This window comes from Marivirga sp. (assembly GCF_051117495.1).
Classification (GTDB): domain Bacteria; phylum Bacteroidota; class Bacteroidia; order Cytophagales; family Cyclobacteriaceae; genus Marivirga.
In genome coordinates, this window is the sequence record NZ_JBNPEF010000014.1 from 81,440 (window position 1) to 97,313 (window position 15,874).

Genomic DNA, 15,874 nt, shown 5'->3' on the forward strand with positions numbered 1-15,874 from the left:
CTATAAAGAAAATCCCCTACTTATGTCATTAAATAAAAATAACGGACTGAAAGTATTACTCATAGAAGATAATCCAGGTGATCAAATTTTAGTAAAAGATTATCTTGAAGATGAATTTCCGAAATTAAACCTTGATATAGCATCTGATTTTAAGGAAACTAAACTTTTCCTTAAGGAGCCAAACATCCCTTACAAAATCATATTGTTGGATTTAAGCTTACCGGATGTTGAAAAAGACACATTATTAAAGGAAATCTTGGCTTTAGCACCTTCTACACCCATTATCATCTTAACTGGCCAAGATGATATCCACACGGCTATTCAAGCCTTAACCTTGGGTTGTACCGATTACTTACTTAAGAATGAAATCACCAGCAAAGGTCTGAGAAAAAGCATCACCTATGCATTTGAAAGAAAACATATTGACAAACAACTGGAAAATTCTGTAAGGAGATACCAACAGCTTTTTCAATTAAACCCACAGCCAATTTGGGTGATCAATAATAAAACAAGTGTATTTCTTGAGGTAAATAAATCCGCCATTGATAAATATGGATATAATAAAGAAGAATTTTTGGAAATGTGCATGCAAGATATCGACCCTGATTTTGATAAAATAGATTTACAAAAAAATTACAATGCAGATGAAATATTAAGAGATGGTAACCTGCATCAGCATCAATTAAAAAACGGTCATAAAATCCAAGTGAAGCTCTATGTCAATCCCATTGATTATCAAGGGATAGACGCCACACTTTTAATGTCCATTGATTTGAGCGAAACAGAATCCTATATCCGGCAGATAGAAGAACAAAACCAACAATTAAAGGATATAGCCTGGGAACAATCTCATTTGGTTCGAGCACCATTAACCAGAATGATGGGAATTATCAACAGGTTGGAAGAAAAACATATGGCTCATATTATGGAGGTGGATGAAGAGTGTTCATTTTTATTAAAAAATGTTTTAAAATCTGCTCATGAGATTGATGATGTTATAAGGAGTATTGTGAGTAAATCTAGTTCAAAAAACAAATAAATCCATTTATAAAATTTTACTCTATAACCTTATTTACTTTTAGTAGTATTGCACCTGATGAAAACGACTATTCTACTCATATTAGGATTATTATATTTGGGATTTATACAAGTTTGTAATGCCCAAAACCAGGCACAAGAAACACAATACAACCTTCAGAAGACAAAAGAAAATATTGTTTTAGATGGTGAATTAAATGAATCCATATGGTCCTCTTCCGAAGTGGCCACCAATTTCTATATGAACATCCCCTATGATGACCGACCAAGCGCCATGGAATCAGAAGTAAGGATGACCTACGATGATAAGAACTTCTACTTTGCCATCACCTGTTTTGATGGTCAGGAGGGTTATGTAGTCCAATCTTTAAGAAGGGATTGGGATTGGCCACTTAATGAAAATTTCTCTATCTATATAGATCCCTATAATGATTTCACCAATGGATTTTCATTTGGCATTACGCCTTATGGTGTACAAAGAGAAGGCACTATAGATGAAGGAACCAATGTGAATGAAGATTGGGACAATAAGTGGTATTCAAACGTAAAAAGATATGATGATCGTTGGGTGGCAGAAATTGCCATTCCTTTTAAATCCATAAGGTATAGTGATGAAAATAAGGTTTGGAATATGCAGTTTTTCCGAAACCACCTAAAAAGGAACGAAAGAAGCTCATGGATTGCAGTTGAACAACAATATACCCCTTCCGCACTTACTTTTTCAGGACAAGTAAAATGGCCTGAAAATCCACCCCCTGCTGGAACCAATATTTCATTCATTCCTTATGCGCTAGGGAATTATGATAAAAATTTCATAGAGCCTGAATTGGAAAAAGGCTTAAATGCCAATGCGGGCTTTGATGCAAAAATCGGCCTCTCCCCTTCTTTAAATTTGGATTTGACTGTGAATCCTGATTTCTCGCAAGTGGAAGTGGACAGGCAAGTAATTAACCTCAGTCGTTTCGAAGTTCAGTTTCCTGAAAGAAGACAATTTTTCCTAGAGAATGCTGATCTATTTAGCAAATTTGGTTTTCCACAATCAAGGGCTTTTTTCTCTAGGAGAATTGGTATTACAACCGATACTTTAGGGCGTTCTGAACAGGTACCTATTTTGGGAGGAGCCAGAATGAGCGGTAAACTCAATGAAAAACTAAGAATAGGCGTTTTGAACATGCTGACTGATAAAAGGGATGATTTACAACTGCCTTATCAAAATTATAGCGTTTTAGCACTTCAGCAGAATATTCTGAAAAGATCTAATGTAGCTTTAGTATTTGCCAACAAAGAAAATTTAGGGGTAGAAAAAGGCAAAGATATAAGCGAATATAATCCGCAAGTAGCCAGAAGGGAGATTCAAGGAAATGATACTACTACAAGTTATAAACTTTACAATAGAGTTTTAGGGGCAGAGTTCAACCTGTTTACAGAAGATACGCGTTGGGCAGGAGATTTCTATTATCAACGCTCTTTCGATAATTGGAATAAAAACGGTACCTATAATCACGGAGCTTTTTTACGTTATCAAAGAAGAAACTATTCTGTTAGATGGGTTCATACTGCTATTGGAGATGGCTTTAATGCAGAAATGGGATTTGTACCAAGAGTTGGCTACAATCAAGGTTCCTTAAGCCCAAGCTATATTTTCTATCCTGAAAATAATAAAATCATTAACCATAGCGTAAGTTTTGATGTTTCCTACACTACCAATTCGGATTTTAGCAGAATAACCGATCGTTCTCTCAGTCTGTCGCATGATTTTAATTTCACCAATACTTCTTCTGCTTCTATTAATTTGAGTAGAAATTATGAATATATGTTTTTTGACTTCAGCCCGATAGCACCATTTAATGACAGCTTGTTATTGCAGGGGACAGATTATGAATGGAATGTTATTCAAGCAAATTATACCTCAGACAGAAGATCACTATTGAATTATGATGTAAGCACCAGTTATGGTGGTTTTTATAATGGTAGCAGATTTAACGTCAATGGAAATGTTGGCTACCGCTTTCAACCTTACGGATCTTTTTCAATAAGATATGATTTTAATTCAATCGAACTAGCAGAAGGCTTTGGCAATGCAAATTTTTATCTTTTAGGGCCAAGATTAGACCTTACCATGACCGATGCTATATTCTTCACGGGCTTTGCACAATACAATAACCGATTTGATAATGTAAATTATAACTTGCGGTTCCAATGGCGTTTTGCTCCAGCTTCTGATATATTCCTGGTTTACACAGAAAATTTCGTACCAAACGGACCCGTAGATTTTATTCCAGGGGAAAATACCAAAAATAGAGCTTTAGTTTTAAAAATTACTTATTGGTTGAATCTGTAAGCTTTTTAAAGACGAGTCACTTCAACACCAAAATACTTCAACACGTTATTACTCACTTCAAAACTTAATCAAAACATAACCATCTGCCACATTTTTAGTGATAGTGGTTAAAGCAGATGTTGCCACTTGGGTATATTCCCAAATCTCATTCCTTCCTAAATCCCTAGCTATTAATGACTGGCCACAAATGATAATATCTGCACCTGCATTACTTAAAGCTTCCCAAACAGGAAGATTAGGATTTTTGGGGATTCTGTACTTTTCAAAATAATTACCATCTGACAGTAAATCAAAAACTGCAGGACCATGCACAATTACCTTTACGCTTAAATCACCTGGGGACACCCCTTCAATACCATGAAGGTTCATTAAACGTGCTATATTGTTCACCCAAAAAGAATGCTTCTCTGGCGTTTCATTTCCCGTAACTAATTCGACTATAATTTTAACTTTTTCACCTTTCTCAAGCTCTTCTACTACATTTTCAATCTCATAAATCCCTCCATAACCTTTTACAATAGGGAATTGAGCTTCCTGAGCTTGAGCAGTTGCACTAATGAGTATTATGGCGACTACAGTATGGAAAATATTTTTCATTTTATTAATTCTTTAAATCACAATGATAATTAATGCTAAAATTGAATTTAAACTCTTTGAATTACAAATTAATTGTGAGATTTTAAATGAACGGTATATTTTATGAGATTTAGCTTAATTTATTGGTTATATAATAGTTAATTTGCAACTTTTTAAATTGAATATCAGAATTAATGGCATTACAGGAAGAATTTGAACAACAAGGTGTATGGCTTTTCAAATACAGGGGAACATTACCCGTTTTAATTTTATTAATTGGGATGGGTATCTATTTATATGCCTCGTTAAATCCAGAACTTTTCTTTATTCAAGACCCCAATATTAAGAACTACTTTCTGATTTTTTGTATTGCCGTAAGTTTATTTGGACAATATATTAGAGCTTATACAGTAGGTCATACTCCTAAAAATACCTCAGGTAGAAATACTGGAAAGCAAGTAGCTGATACCTTAAATACTACCGGGATTTATTCAACTGTAAGGCATCCGCTCTATGTGGGAAACTTTTTTATGTGGTTGGGCCCTGCTTTGTTAACTGAAAACTTATGGTTTATTATAGCCTTTATTTTGTTCTATTGGGTATATTACGAAAGAATAATGTTTGCGGAAGAACAATTCTTAAGAAGAAAATTTGGCGAGGTTTATACGAGCTGGGCAGCGAAAACACCTGCATTTATCCCAAATTTTAAGAATTTTGTTAAGCCCAATTTATCTTTCAGTTGGAAAAAGGTTTTTAAAAAAGAGAAAAATGGATTTGCTGCCATTTTTATCATTTTTTGCGCTTTTGATGTATTGGCTGAATTATTGAAAGGAACTCAAAATTTTAATATTTATCTCATTATTGCTGCTGCAATTTCAATTTTAATTTATTTAATACTTAAAGCATTAAAAAAATCTTCATTATTAAAACTGAAAGAAGATAGATAGGAACTATTTTAAATGTTTTTCCGATTAAAAGAAGCCTTGTATAATCTATAAGGCTTTTTTATTATTCGGATTCGGGTTCTGATTCTTGCTCTTCGGTTTCTTCTTTCGAGGCGTCCTTATTTTTGTTCCCAAAAATTCTTCCGAAGAATCCTTTCTTTTCGTTTGATGTGGAATCCGAAGCTTGCGTTACTTCTTCTCTTTCCGTTCTGGCTTTTGCTGAATCTCTTTGGACGGCTTGTTCTTTCAACACATCATTTCCCACCAGCAACATATAATTTACAAAATCAACATTATATTTAAACCGCTTGGTATTGTCCCAAGCATCAGCTCCTTGAGCACGTTGAGCGGAATCCAATTCAGGAGTAAATGGAGACTTCTCTTTGATATCTCCTCCTTCTGCCATCTCTGGAACACCCTTTTTCCGAACATCCAATAAAGAGTCCACTTCCTTGCTATATACTTCTTTTTGTTTGACCTTCAGCAATGCCTGTTCCTTCCAATAACCGTATTTCTTTTCCGAAATACCATAAATATTGGTTTTATAATTGCTTGTGGAAGCAGAGGCAGTTAACACTAAGGAATCCCCTTCAAATAAGGAAAACCTTTTCTTTTGTTCCTCCTCATCTAATATATAACTACTCTGAAATGCAGCACACACCATTTTGTCTTTACAGGCCGTAAATACAAGTAATACAATAATATATATATGGAAGTGCTTTAACATTCTTATTTCAATAATTGGTAAATGCCCGGTGCCAAATAGTCTGCCCATTCAGCATACATTTTTGCAGAAGGGTGTAATTTATCTTTAGCTATCATTTCTCCATCCCAAATTGCTTTTAAGGATATAGGGGTGATATCAAAGAATTTAACGCCATATTTGTCTGAAATATTTTTAGCTATTTTATTATATTCATCCAATTCTTTAGCTATCAATGCATCATTTTTATTATTCTCCTTTGCAAAAGGGGTTACCCCATAATCGGGGATACTTACAACAAATACCTTGTTCACCCTTTTCCCAGCTAAGTCAATTGCTTTTTTCAACAATAATTCAAATTCCTCTTTATATTGTTCTATACCATAACCTCTGTATTGATTGTTGACACCTATCAAGAGACTTACTAAATCATATTTAGCATTTTCTAAATCTTTATCGTTATTAATAGCGCTTAGTAGTTCATCTGTAGTCCAACCCGTGGTAGCCACTATTTTATCCAATTGAACTTCAACATCCTTTTGATTAAGTTTTTGGCTCAAAACACTAGACCATGTCTTATCATTATCAACTGCCTCACCTATGGTATAAGAATCGCCTAAAGCCAAATATGAAATGCTATCTTGAGCCATTAAATTAGTATTTAATAAGATAAAGTATATAAATATAATGCCTTTGAAAATTTTCATTTACTTTTATAAATAAAATGCAATTTAAAATATATTAATTAGAATAAAAAAAATAGCTGAGAATGACTCCCCAAAATCAATTGTTTTATTCCTGTATCTTGAGTTTATTTCCTATTTACAAGCATTCTTTATGATCATGTTTCAAAAATGAATTTTCAAATTAAGTTATCAAAACGGTAAAATAGAAATTTTTATACTTTTTAGCCCATATTAAAAATGTACAACAGCTTATGACACTATAAATATTATTCATAAATTCATATACAATAAAGTACCATTAGTCGAAAAAACTTATTTTAAACCGTACATTTTCGTTTTTTTTATATTTAAAATTATATTCTACAAGAATTCAACTAAAATTTAAATATTGAGACTACTTATAACCTTAATATATATATTACTTCCTTTATATTCATTTGCGCAAGATGAAATAAGCATAGAAGGTATCCCCGGAAATGTAAACAGCCAATATCAAGATGTCAGGCCCATTATTTCTGATGATGGTAAAAAACTTTACATCAACAGAAGATTTCATCCTGAAAATATCAGAGGTGATAAAGATTTTCAGGATGTTTGGGTCAGTACCTTCGATTCAAGGGGTATTTGGACTAAACCTAAAAATCTGGGAGAGGATTATAATGATAAAAAAGCCAATGACCTCGTTAGGGCAAGTAAAAATGATGATTCCCTCATATTTGTAAATGCCCGGTATAGGGGAGTAAGTTCAGAACTTGCGCTATTTACTAAAGGAAGTACCGATCCTAAGGAATTCCCAATAGATGGTTATTATAATAATAGTAATTATGTTGATTTCGATTATAATTTTAAACATAAGGTAATCTTAATGGCAGTGGAGCGAAAAGACTCTGAAGGGGATCAAGATTTATACTACAGTGTTTATCAAGAAGATTCAAAGAGATATAGCACTCCAATGCATATGGGTAAGAATATTAACAGTGATAAAGCAGATTTCGCACCCTTTCTGACAAATGATGGAAACACACTGTTTTTCGCTAGTTATGGTCACAAAGGCAATGGAGCAGCCGATTTATTCATGGCACATAGAACTGGAGAGGGTTGGGATGAATGGACTGAACCGGAAAACTTAGGAAATGTCATCAATACAAAATTTGAAGAAACCTTTGTTTCAATTGATCCTAGCTTTGATTACTTGTATTATGATTCATATCCTTCCGGTGCGACAAATCGAAATATTTGGAGGGCAACATTATCTTCTGAAATTAAAGAAAAAATTATTACCGCAAGGGATCGAAATAAACAAAAACAGGAACAAAATATTCGAGTAGAAAAAGAATCTGAAGATTTAATTAGCGAAAACAACGAAGCGGTGGAGGAAGAACCCACTAATACGAAAACCTCTGAATCGCAAGAAGTTGTAAATGTAACGGAAGAATCTACCATTGCTGAAAACGCCCAACCATCTGCTGTCACAATCAATCAGGAAATGGATTATCAGAAGGAACAAGAGCGGAATAATAGAGGCTTTTTATCCACTTTAGGAAATAAACTAGGATTTGGGAAAGAAGAAGATATTCAATTATTGGATGCAGGGTCAAAAGGGATGAAAATTAACAGAAATGTTTACTACAAATTTAATTCGGATAAACTTCAAGGGAAATTTAATATATTATTAGATATGATAAGTGAGGAATTGGAAAAAAATCCTCAACTCAAATTATTAATCGAAGGCCATACAGATGCAATTGGCGGTGAGAATATCAATATTGATTTATCATGTAATAGGGCGAACAATGTTAAAGATGCATTAATTGACAGGGGGATTAATCAATACAGAATTGAAATTAGTTGCGAAGGAAAAGAAAGACCAATTGCCACAAATGATGATGAATTTGAAGGTAGGGAACTCAATAGAAGAGTGGAATTTTATCTGTTCTGATTTACTTCTTCTCGAGGCTTCTTAGGAAGTTTGGATACCACCAAATCATAACTGTGGTTGACCCAATGGAAAATTTCTCGATCAGATAAGCTTCCATCAAATTCGATTGTGTTCCAATGTTTTTTGTTCATATGATAGCCGGGCTTAACTGCATCATACTTATCTCGTAATTTTATAGCTTGTTCGGGGTCACACTTTAGGTTTACACTTTCAAACAATTCAACATCAATAAGCGCAAACATTTTTCCCATCACCTTAAAAACTAAAGTATTTTCATCAAAGGGTAATTCTTCAGTAACACCATATTTTTGGATACAAAAATTTCTAAATTCTTCGATGTTCATTTTAAACGATTTGCTTTAGCAAGCAAAATTAATGAAATATCTAAATTTAGGACCTCATAATGGCTCTAGTCACCATCACAATCACCGCAATAAGGAATAATACGATTGAAATTTTATTGATCCCATGCATCATTTTCAAATTGAAATTGCTGGGTGCATTGGGGTCTTTTTTACCAAATAATCTTCCGAAATAAGAAACGATATCACCTAACTGAAAATAGCTTTTCCAATCTGATGATGATTCTTTTTTTAAATCCTCTAAATCTCTCTGCTCTTTCATGTGTATATTATGCTTTTAAATTGCCATCCCGGTAAATCGGGACAGACTTTGGAGTAGTCAAAATTCACAAGCCTAGTAAACCAAGCTTTGACAACCTGTTATATTCATTTCGATTGGTATGCTAGGCTTATGACTATTTCATGTATTAATTTTATCTTATTAACTCTAACCATGCTAAACTGTTTCTGGTTCTAACCATTTGCCATCATTTCGAATAATCTCTATCAATTCGTCCACCGCTTTTTCAAAAGGGACTCCCCTTTTCATCACTTCCTGTCCTTTGTATAACGTGATTTTACCTTTTCCGGAACCTACATAACCATAATCAGCATCCGCCATTTCCCCAGGACCATTGACGATACATCCCATAATTCCTATTTTAACCCCTTTCAAATGATTGGTTCTATTTCGAATCATGGCCGTGGTTTCTTGCAAATCAAAAAGTGTCCTTCCGCAAGATGGACAGGAAATATATTCGGTTTTGGAAATTCTAGTTCGGCTCGCCTGCAAAATATTAAAAGCAGTTTCATTAATAGCCTTATCGCCCCCACAATTTTCAGCGGCTATGAAAACACCATCACCAAAACCATCAATCAATAAACCGCCCATATCAGTAGCGGAGTATAACTGTAATTTCTCTAGCGATAAATCTTGATAAGCTCTTCCTATTACAACTGGTACATCACAGGCCTTTTGCATCAATTCCATGAACAATCTCCGCTGTTCAGCCATTCCATGCTTATTATAAGTATCAATCAATAATACTGCTGTTGAATCATTTTTAAGTTTATTGATAAACTCATCTGTCAAGTCCGATAAAATGGCATAAATGAAATTCAATTTTGGATGTTGCTCAACCCCTTTCAAATAGTCTTTTGGATTAATGAATGGATACCTTCGTTCTTTATCCTTCTCCTGAAGCCAGGTTTTATGCGAATGTATTATTCCTAATGTTCCTGGGATTTCAAAATCAACTGTCTTGTCATTGGTGAAAATATAATCGCAAGCAAAGTCTGAAATTGACCACTTATCTAAGGGAACTGAGTAATTATAACCTACTCCAAAAAATGAAGCCGGTGTAATATTTTGCTTCAAAGAAAAATCAGCCATTACAATAGGCACTTCTTTTCCTCCTATATTGGCTACCTGTCGGCTGCTTCGTTTTTCATATTCATAGGGATTGAAAAGGCAATTATCTATCAGTGGGATTTCCTCATGATCACCTCTATCATTATAACGATCAGCTAAAACCTTGGCAACTGGGATTTCTTCTTCTGGCTCTTCTGTTAATGAAACTCTAATGGTATCACCCAATCCATCTTCCAACAAAGTGCCTATTCCAACAGAGCTTTTAATACGACCATCTTCTGCCTCTCCTGCTTCCGTAACTCCTAAATGTAATGGATAAGGTTTTAAACCCTCTTCATCAAGTTTTTGCACTAATAAACGATAGGCCTGCACCATCACTTGCGGATTACTAGATTTCATGGAAACTACAATATCGTAGTATTCCATTTCTTCACATATCCTAATGAATTCTAATGCGGATTCCACCATACCAAATGGGGTATCACCATAGCGGCTCATGATACGATCAGAAAGCGAACCGTGATTGGTGCCTATTCTCATGGCAGTACCATGTTCTTTACAGATTTTGACCAAGGGTTTAAATCGCTTTTTTATACGATCTAATTCCGCTTGATAGCTCTCGTCTGTATATTCTATATTCTCAAATTTCTTTTTGTCGGCATAATTACCAGGATTTACCCTTACCTTCTCCACTATCTTAGCAGCTAATTCAGCTGCATTAGGCGTGAAATGAATATCAGCCACTAGAGGCGTATTATATCCTCTTTTTCTCAAACCTTCTTTAATGGCCCTCAAGTTTTCAGCTTCTTTGATGGAGGGGGCCGTAATTCTTACCAACTGACAACCCGCATCAATCATTCGGATGGATTGCTCAATGGAGCCCTCTGTGTCCATGGTGTCAACAGTGGTCATGGATTGCAAAACAATGGGATTGTCACCTCCTATAGTAACATCACCCACTTTTACGGGAATAGTTTTTCTACGCTTATAAGCGACTAAACTATTACAATACTGCTGAAAATTTTTAGTTGAGATTTCCATATTTTATTTCCTTCCACCAATTTAACTACAAAGTAAACAAATTGTTAGTATAACAACTATTGTTAATTGTTTAAATTATTGTAAGAAGCAAACATGTAAAGATGAATTGAAGTGTAATATTTTATCAAACCCACCCTATTCTCTCAAAAACCTCATAAACTTTCAGCCCTAAGTAAGCATCAGTTGCAGCATAATCTAATTGAGCTTGGGTCAATTCTGTTTTTTCCCAATTAGAGGTTTGCTGTGCTTTGGAGATTCTTTTTTCCAAAAATATTGCCGTCAAATTTTTAGCACCGCTTTGCAACATTCCATTTTCTCTAGCGATTGATCCTATATCTTCAAAGCCTGAGGGTCTGAATTTTCTTAGTTTTTGAAGGTCTTTTAAATCGTCATGAATGGCGGCTCCTGTTTTAATGATTGATGGGTCTTCAAATATCCTAACCAATTCACCATGAAAACCACACATTAAATTACGAATGAGGAAAACCTCTTCCTCAGTAGCCAATTGAATCAGTGAAACAGGATTGTAATGTCCTTTTCTGAAAACAGGCTTTGCTTCGGTGTCAAAACCCAATTTCTCAGCTCTCCACAATTTGGGAATTACTTCTTCCCAATCTTCATCTTTCTCCACCAATGTTATTTCCCCTTCGAATTTCCAAAGTGGTAAATCATTGATTTTTTCTTTTGAAATTTCTTTTACAAAATTCATTTATCAGTAAATCTTCTTATTTTAATATTTAGATAGGCGAATAATATAGTCATAAATGGACTTATAATATTGAAAAACGCATAAGGTGCGTATGTCCAAGTTGAAACACCTAAAACCGATGATTGCGTGGCTCCACAAGTGTTCCAAGGAATCAACACACTGGTAACAGTACCTGAGTCTTCTAAAGTTCTACTTAAAACTTCTGGTTTTAAATCTCGCTCTTTGTAAGTTTCTGCAAACATTCTTCCTGGAACTACTATTGCCAAATATTGGTCAGATGCTGTTACGTTAAAAAACACACAAGTTCCAGCAGTAGAAGCTACTAATGAGCCGGTAGAATTTGCTAGTTTAATAATAGAAGCGGTAATCACTTGAAGCATTTTAGTTGATTCCATAACCCCACCAAAAACCATGGCACAAACAATCAACCAAATAGTATTGAGCATTCCAGCCATACCACCTGTAGATAATAATTCATTTACCATATCATTGTTTGTAGTAATACTTATATCTCCATACATGGAAAGCATTACTGCTTTATAGGACTGCTCGAAAAAATTAGCCCCACCACCCGATATGATTTCGATAATTCCGGGCTGAAAAATAATGGCAAAAGCCCCTCCGAGCAAAGACCCTATTAACAATGCCGGAATAGCAGAAATTTTCTTTACAATCATGAAAATCACTATTGCCGGCACCAAAAATAACCAAAGATTAATATTAAACTTATCCTGAATGGCCGCTTGAACCAAAGCTACTTGTTCTATATCAGCTTCCGAACTATTCAAAAATCCTAAAACCAAAAAAATAATTAAGGCAATGCTTATAGATGGTATAGTGGTATAAGCCATATATTTAATATGGGTGAACAAATCAGTTCCTGCCATCGCAGGCGCTAAATTCGTGGTATCACTTAATGGGGACATTTTATCTCCAAAATAAGCACCCGAGATAATGGCGCCAGCCACAACACCTTCACTTAACCCCAAAGTTTGACCAATTCCTAATAAGGCCAATCCTAAAGTGGCAATGGTGCTCCAAGAACTGCCTGTAGCAACTGAGACTATCGCGCTCACAATACAAGCAGCAAAAAGGAAAATGGTGGGGTTCAAAATATTCAAGCCGTAATAAATCATAGCCGGAACTATACCGCTCAATAACCAAGTGCCTGCCAAGGATCCGATTAAAAGCAATATCAAAATGGATGACATAGCAGAACTGATACTACTCACTATGCCGTCAAGCATGGTAGTCCATTTAAACCCAACCTTTAATGCTATGATGGCTGCAACCCCAGCAGATAAGATTAAAGCAATTTGATTGGAACCATCCAATGTTCCATCACCAAAAAAGTAAACATTTAAACTTAAAAGTGAGATTAAAAAAACTATAGGAATTAAGGCTTGGAGTAATTTTGGCTTGGGCTGCTTGTCAGTCATGTAAGTTAAATCAAAATATTAATTTAAAATGAATTCGAAATATAATAAAAATAAGTTATCAGTCAGCAAGCAATTCGTGTAATTCCTGTCCGACCTGAGTACCAATGGCAACTCCCATTCCTCCCAATCTAACGCCAATAGCTATCTTATCAGACACTTTTTTGATAATCGGTGATTTCGTTTTGCCAAAAGCCATGATTCCCGACCATTCCATATCAATGGAAAACTCTTGATCAAGCAAAATCAATTGCTTTAAGTCATTTATGATTGCAGACTCAATTTTGGAGTTAATTCCAAATTCAGTGGTATCCTCTCTAGATTTATCCAAATTTCTTCCTCCACCAATCAACACTCGCTTCCCTACATTTCTAAAATAGAAATAGCCTTCATCGTAATGAAAAACACCTTTAAATTTTAATTCCTTTATGGGATGTGTAATTAACACCATCCCTCTGCCAGGGTTGATATCTTCCTTTTCAAACCAATTATGAGCAAAGGCATTAGTACAAATTGCTAATTTTCTTGCTTGGAAATGAACCGAATGTTTTCCTGATTTACAATTTAGATTTACAAAATCTTGATTTTCCTCAAAATCCAATATTTCACATCCAGTAATAATTTTCACACCTATTTCATTGCACAATGCCCACCAGCTTTTAATCATTTTACCAGTACCAATCTGACCTTCAAATGGATTGGAAACTATAGTCTCAAGCTGATTTCCATTAAAGCCAAACTCTTGAATCAGGCTTGGTTCCAATCTATAAACATCCTCTTTAAATACGCTTTTTAAAAGATCATTATAGTAATCCAAATATTCCAAAGCAGGCAATTCTGCTTTCCGAATCAATTCAAATCCACCATTTGGCTCAAATCCAATATTATTTTCTCCTAAAATACTTTTTAATGATTGAAGCCCCTCCCACCTCTTTTCCACTAGTGCTAATTGCTCTTCTTCACTTAACCCATTTCGGTCATCTACTAATTCAGTTAAACTACCAAAACATGCAAAGCCTGCATTTTTTGAACTGGCTCCGCTAGGAAACACGCCTCTTTCAATTATACAAATTTCAGCTTTAGGATTTTTCTTTTTCAAATGATAGGCTGTGGAACAACCCACAATCCCACCTCCTATGATAATATAATCATATTTTGATAAACTTTCTCTTTCCCAAAAACTCAGCATGCATAATAAATTTTTATCAACAGTTGAAAAATAGGGCTATTTCTACGAGATTGCTTCATAAAATGAAAAATATTTTCAAAAAATCATTTTCAAATTCAATTCAATCTACTAAACACGCAATTTAATGAACTTGACTTCCATCGTTAATAAAGCACAACATTCAAGATTTTATTTATGGTTATTAAACCAAGGATTAAGTAGAATGATCCCTTTTAATAAACCTCATGGATTTAAGATCATAAAAATTTCTGAGGATAAAATCCAAACCAAATTACCCTATAAAAAAAGGAATCTAAATCATATTAAAGGTATTCATGCCTGTGCTATGGCGACTATTTCGGAATACACTACTGGTTTGATGATCTTATATAAACTGGATGTAAAAAAATACCGCATCATTATGCAAAAACTAGAAATGGATTATCATTTCCAAGCTAAAATGGATGCCTTTGCTGAATTTTCAATCGATGACCATTGGGTGAAAAATGAAGTGGAAAGACCCTTGGAAACAGAAGAAGCAGTTGTCATACCATGTGAAATCAAATTATATGATAAAAATAACAACCATTTGAGCACCGGTAAGATTTATTGGCAGATTAAAGCCTGGGATAAAGTAAAGACCAAACTATAAAAAAAGCCTGCAGACTTTTTAAAATCTTCAGGCTTTTGATGTGATCATACTGAAAAATTATAATTATCTACCTTTAAACTCAGGCTTTCGCTTATCCAAAAATGCTTGTTTTCCTTCTTTATAATCCTCCGAACTTCCCGCTATTTGTTGTGAGTATTTTTCGTATTCCAACATATCGTCCAAACTAGAGGTGGCTGCTTTGTTCAGCATCTTTTTGATCATGCCAATAGATTTGGTAGGTGCTTTTGCGAAATAATCTGTATAGGATTTTACTGCCTCATCCAATTTCTCATCTTTCACCATCTTGTTCACAATCCCCAAATCAAAAGCTTCTTGAGCTGTTATTTTTGTACCCATAGCACATAATTCAAATGCTTTTTGATAACCTACCAAATTTGGGAGGAAAAATGAAGAACCAGAATCCGGCACTAAGCCAATATTGATGAATACTTCAATCATTTTAGAAGATTCAGCTGCTACAATCATATCAGCAGCCAAAGCCAGTGAACATCCGGCACCAGCTGCCACTCCATTCAATCTAGCAATGATGGGCTTTGGAAGCTTCCTCATCGCTCTTATGATAGGGTTATACCTTTTCTCCAGAGAATTGTAAAACATTTTATCATCTTCATCCCTGGCTGATTTCAAATCTTGTCCTGAACTAAAGGCTTTCCCTTCCCCTGTAATGACCACCACCCTAACTTCAGGGTCTTTTCCTGCAGATTTAAGTGCGTCTTGAAATTCATAACTGATGCCATCATTAAAAGCATTGTAAAAATCCGGGCGATTAAAAGTGATGGTGCAAACACCATCTTGAAGGTCGTATTTTAAAAACTCGTACATTATTTTTATTCTTTCTATGGATACTGATTTATTACACAAATATTTAATCATTAGTACTAAATATCAAATATTGATAACTTTCTCT

General features: G+C 34.6%; 15 protein-coding genes. 5 read left to right on the plus strand and 10 right to left on the minus strand.

Annotation, left to right across the window (positions count from 1 at the left end):
• Positions 1–22 precede the first annotated feature (22 nt).
• Both ACFE0M_RS07960 and ACFE0M_RS07965 read left to right on the plus strand, forming a co-directional pair.
• Complete coding sequence (locus ACFE0M_RS07960) at positions 23–1,039, plus strand: response regulator (RefSeq protein ID WP_434545225.1); 1,017 nt, start codon at positions 23–25, stop codon at positions 1,037–1,039.
• A 57-nt stretch (positions 1,040–1,096) separates the two neighbouring features.
• The gene (locus ACFE0M_RS07965; protein WP_434545226.1) at positions 1,097–3,379 is read left to right on the plus strand and encodes a DUF5916 domain-containing protein; all 2,283 of its coding nucleotides are present in this window, start codon (positions 1,097–1,099) and stop codon (positions 3,377–3,379) included.
• Positions 3,380–3,436: 57 nt separating this feature from the next.
• Here the strand turns inward: ACFE0M_RS07965 and ACFE0M_RS07970 are convergent, their stop codons facing one another.
• Positions 3,437–3,976 carry a DsrE family protein gene (locus ACFE0M_RS07970; RefSeq protein WP_434545227.1) on the minus strand — a complete coding sequence of 180 codons (540 nt, stop codon included), beginning with the start codon at positions 3,974–3,976 and terminating at the stop codon, positions 3,437–3,439.
• Positions 3,977–4,149: 173 nt separating this feature from the next.
• Between ACFE0M_RS07970 and ACFE0M_RS07975 the strand changes: the two genes are divergently transcribed.
• Positions 4,150–4,902: a methyltransferase family protein gene (locus ACFE0M_RS07975; protein ID WP_434545228.1), complete on the plus strand. Its 753-nt coding sequence runs from the start codon at positions 4,150–4,152 to the stop codon at positions 4,900–4,902.
• Positions 4,903–4,963: 61 nt separating this feature from the next.
• Here the strand turns inward: ACFE0M_RS07975 and ACFE0M_RS07980 are convergent, their stop codons facing one another.
• Positions 4,964–5,674 carry a hypothetical protein gene (locus ACFE0M_RS07980; protein WP_434545229.1) on the minus strand — a complete coding sequence of 237 codons (711 nt, stop codon included), beginning with the start codon at positions 5,672–5,674 and terminating at the stop codon, positions 4,964–4,966.
• Positions 5,629–6,252, minus strand: coding sequence for an SGNH/GDSL hydrolase family protein (locus ACFE0M_RS07985; RefSeq protein ID WP_434545230.1), 624 nt, complete (start codon positions 6,250–6,252; stop codon positions 5,629–5,631). Before ACFE0M_RS07985 ends, ACFE0M_RS07980 begins: the two co-directional genes overlap by 46 nt.
• A 424-nt stretch (positions 6,253–6,676) precedes the next feature.
• Between ACFE0M_RS07985 and ACFE0M_RS07990 the strand changes: the two genes are divergently transcribed.
• Positions 6,677–8,227: an OmpA family protein gene (locus ACFE0M_RS07990; RefSeq protein ID WP_434545231.1), complete on the plus strand. Its 1,551-nt coding sequence runs from the start codon at positions 6,677–6,679 to the stop codon at positions 8,225–8,227.
• Here ACFE0M_RS07990 and ACFE0M_RS07995 read toward each other — a convergent pair.
• The 6 genes from ACFE0M_RS07995 to ACFE0M_RS08020 form a co-directional block, all read right to left on the minus strand.
• The gene (locus ACFE0M_RS07995) at positions 8,215–8,571 is read right to left on the minus strand and encodes an MmcQ/YjbR family DNA-binding protein (RefSeq protein WP_434545232.1); all 357 of its coding nucleotides are present in this window, start codon (positions 8,569–8,571) and stop codon (positions 8,215–8,217) included. The genes ACFE0M_RS07990 and ACFE0M_RS07995 overlap by 13 nt on opposite strands.
• Before the next feature lie 46 nt (positions 8,572–8,617).
• The gene (locus tag ACFE0M_RS08000; RefSeq protein WP_434545233.1) at positions 8,618–8,851 is read right to left on the minus strand and encodes a DUF6728 family protein; all 234 of its coding nucleotides are present in this window, start codon (positions 8,849–8,851) and stop codon (positions 8,618–8,620) included.
• A 174-nt stretch (positions 8,852–9,025) separates the two neighbouring features.
• On the minus strand, positions 9,026–10,981 hold the full coding sequence (ispG, locus tag ACFE0M_RS08005) for a (E)-4-hydroxy-3-methylbut-2-enyl-diphosphate synthase (protein WP_434545234.1): 1,956 nt from the start codon (positions 10,979–10,981) through the stop codon (positions 9,026–9,028).
• A gap of 124 nt (positions 10,982–11,105) precedes the next feature.
• Positions 11,106–11,690 carry a 3'-5' exonuclease gene (locus ACFE0M_RS08010; protein WP_434545235.1) on the minus strand — a complete coding sequence of 195 codons (585 nt, stop codon included), beginning with the start codon at positions 11,688–11,690 and terminating at the stop codon, positions 11,106–11,108.
• Positions 11,687–13,129 carry a Na+/H+ antiporter NhaC gene (gene nhaC / locus ACFE0M_RS08015; RefSeq protein ID WP_434545236.1) on the minus strand — a complete coding sequence of 481 codons (1,443 nt, stop codon included), beginning with the start codon at positions 13,127–13,129 and terminating at the stop codon, positions 11,687–11,689. Before nhaC ends, ACFE0M_RS08010 begins: the two co-directional genes overlap by 4 nt.
• Before the next feature lie 58 nt (positions 13,130–13,187).
• A complete protein-coding gene (locus ACFE0M_RS08020) occupies positions 13,188–14,315 on the minus strand; it encodes an NAD(P)/FAD-dependent oxidoreductase (RefSeq protein WP_434545237.1) in 1,128 nt (375 codons plus the stop codon).
• Between the two features lie 124 nt (positions 14,316–14,439).
• Between ACFE0M_RS08020 and ACFE0M_RS08025 the strand changes: the two genes are divergently transcribed.
• Positions 14,440–14,946 (plus strand): DUF4442 domain-containing protein, encoded by a 507-nt coding sequence (locus ACFE0M_RS08025; RefSeq protein WP_434545238.1) that lies wholly within the window; start codon positions 14,440–14,442, stop codon positions 14,944–14,946.
• A 63-nt stretch (positions 14,947–15,009) separates the two neighbouring features.
• Here ACFE0M_RS08025 and ACFE0M_RS08030 read toward each other — a convergent pair whose 3' ends face one another.
• Positions 15,010–15,789, minus strand: coding sequence for an enoyl-CoA hydratase/isomerase family protein (locus tag ACFE0M_RS08030; protein WP_434545239.1), 780 nt, complete (start codon positions 15,787–15,789; stop codon positions 15,010–15,012).
• Positions 15,790–15,874 lie beyond the last annotated feature (85 nt).

Excerpts from the sequence above, each read along its gene's own strand:
- ACFE0M_RS07960 (WP_434545225.1), top strand. The coding sequence starts at position 23 with ATGTCATTAAATAAAAATAACGGACTGAAAGTATTACTCATAGAAGAT.
- ACFE0M_RS07965 (WP_434545226.1), top strand. The coding sequence starts at position 1,097 with ATGAAAACGACTATTCTACTCATATTAGGATTATTATATTTGGGATTT.
- ACFE0M_RS07970 (WP_434545227.1), bottom strand. The coding sequence starts at position 3,976 with ATGAAAAATATTTTCCATACTGTAGTCGCCATAATACTCATTAGTGCA.
- ACFE0M_RS07975 (WP_434545228.1), top strand. The coding sequence starts at position 4,150 with ATGGCATTACAGGAAGAATTTGAACAACAAGGTGTATGGCTTTTCAAA.
- ACFE0M_RS07980 (WP_434545229.1), bottom strand. The coding sequence starts at position 5,674 with ATGGGCAGACTATTTGGCACCGGGCATTTACCAATTATTGAAATAAGA.
- ACFE0M_RS07985 (WP_434545230.1), bottom strand. The coding sequence starts at position 6,252 with ATGGCTCAAGATAGCATTTCATATTTGGCTTTAGGCGATTCTTATACC.
- ACFE0M_RS07995 (WP_434545232.1), bottom strand. The coding sequence starts at position 8,571 with ATGAACATCGAAGAATTTAGAAATTTTTGTATCCAAAAATATGGTGTT.
- ACFE0M_RS08000 (WP_434545233.1), bottom strand. The coding sequence starts at position 8,851 with ATGAAAGAGCAGAGAGATTTAGAGGATTTAAAAAAAGAATCATCATCA.
- ispG (WP_434545234.1), bottom strand. The coding sequence starts at position 10,981 with ATGGAAATCTCAACTAAAAATTTTCAGCAGTATTGTAATAGTTTAGTC.
- ACFE0M_RS08010 (WP_434545235.1), bottom strand. The coding sequence starts at position 11,690 with ATGAATTTTGTAAAAGAAATTTCAAAAGAAAAAATCAATGATTTACCA.
- nhaC (WP_434545236.1), bottom strand. The coding sequence starts at position 13,129 with ATGACTGACAAGCAGCCCAAGCCAAAATTACTCCAAGCCTTAATTCCT.
- ACFE0M_RS08020 (WP_434545237.1), bottom strand. The coding sequence starts at position 14,315 with ATGCTGAGTTTTTGGGAAAGAGAAAGTTTATCAAAATATGATTATATT.
- ACFE0M_RS08025 (WP_434545238.1), top strand. The coding sequence starts at position 14,440 with ATGAACTTGACTTCCATCGTTAATAAAGCACAACATTCAAGATTTTAT.
- ACFE0M_RS08030 (WP_434545239.1), bottom strand. The coding sequence starts at position 15,789 with ATGTACGAGTTTTTAAAATACGACCTTCAAGATGGTGTTTGCACCATC.